This is a genomic window from Streptomyces spongiae (assembly GCF_009377185.1).
Lineage (GTDB): Bacteria > Actinomycetota > Actinomycetes > Streptomycetales > Streptomycetaceae > Streptomyces > Streptomyces spongiae.
Genome location: NZ_VJZC01001072.1, coordinates 1 through 1,289, shown reverse-complemented (window position 1 = coordinate 1,289; position 1,289 = coordinate 1). Strand labels below are relative to the sequence as shown.

At 62.7% G+C, this 1,289-nt stretch carries 1 protein-coding gene; it reads right to left on the bottom strand.

Going from position 1 to position 1,289, the window contains the following annotated elements:
• Window positions 1–491: 491 nt before the first annotated feature.
• Window positions 492–698, bottom strand: a complete 207-nt coding sequence (bldC, locus tag FNH08_RS50180; RefSeq protein ID WP_003949541.1) for a developmental transcriptional regulator BldC — start codon at window positions 696–698, stop codon at window positions 492–494.
• Window positions 699–1,289 lie beyond the last annotated feature (591 nt).

Sequence of the window (1,289 nt, the reverse complement as noted above, 5' to 3'; positions counted from 1 at the left end):
CCACCACGCCGGGCCTCAACTGCCGCCCCTAATAGCGCAGATGCTCCACCAACAACAAGCATCGCGACGTGTGACAGGTGTCACCCACGGAGTTGCCGGAGGCGCGGAATTTACCAGCCTCCTACAACAGGTCAATTTAATATGTGCAATTGCACCGCCGACCGGGGCGCCCCCACAGAAGATCCGACACCTCTCCCCAGAGTCCGACAAGCTCGCGCACGAGGCGGCAGGCCAGGTGCCCACAAACCCCACACGGGACCCACCGCGCCCGCGCACAAAAAAAATCGCGCTGGACCCGGCGGAGTCCAGCGCGATCGACGACGCACCCGTGTTGCTTGTCTGCAGAGTGTGGCCCGCCCGGAGAGACCCCGGCGGTTCCGAAGAGCGTGGGCGTGGGCCCTGTTGGGGCAGGATCCCGCGTCGTTTGGAGCTGTGGGTCGGGCGGCTCGACATGTTGGGGGAACTGCCGATTCGCCCTGCTATGCGATGGTTCAGGCCTCGCTGCGCTGCTGCGGAATGCCCGCGAGCAGTGCGCGGACCTCGGCCTCGCGGTAACGGCGGTGACCGCCGAGCGTACGGATGGACGTGAGCTTGCCGGCCTTCGCCCACCGCGTGACCGTCTTCGGGTCCACGCGGAACATCGTGGCGACCTCAGCCGGGGTCAGCAGCGGCTCGGCATCAGGGGTGCGAGCGGTCATGAGCGGCCTCCTCGGGAGAACCGAACCTTCTCGGTTCTTTCTTCTAAATTCTGCACCTTGACCCGCGTTGCCCGAAATGGCGGATGCGGGTCGAGTCGGTTATAGGACGAACGGCTTGTCCTCGGCACTACAACTACACCATCTGTCCAGCCGCGTCGGCCAAACCGATGGAATTGCCCTCCCAGGTGTTCATCAGCGACGGAAGCCGATGGACCATGCCATAGCGGACAGTCACGCCACTGTGACGATCGGTCACAGTGGCGATCAGGAGTCATCAGACCCCCCATAGCGTGCAATGCTGAGATTCCACCCAGAGGTGGGCAGAAGAAGCCTCCCCCGGACTCCTTGTCCTATTTTGGCATGAGGAGGGGCGTAAGAGGCAAGACCCTTGTAAGTGCAGTCCGTCACGCTTGACGACTACTTGACACAAAAGACCGGATCAGGGCCCCTACGTCCCCCGTCACCCCCCAACGCACGCTTCGGTGCGTCAAGCCCGGGCCAAGGGTCGATAGTTCACCATGACATCACAGTTCACGGAAAGCTCTTTCCATCACAGATCGCCAACTCTGTGACTCGAGCCATCAGTTAGGG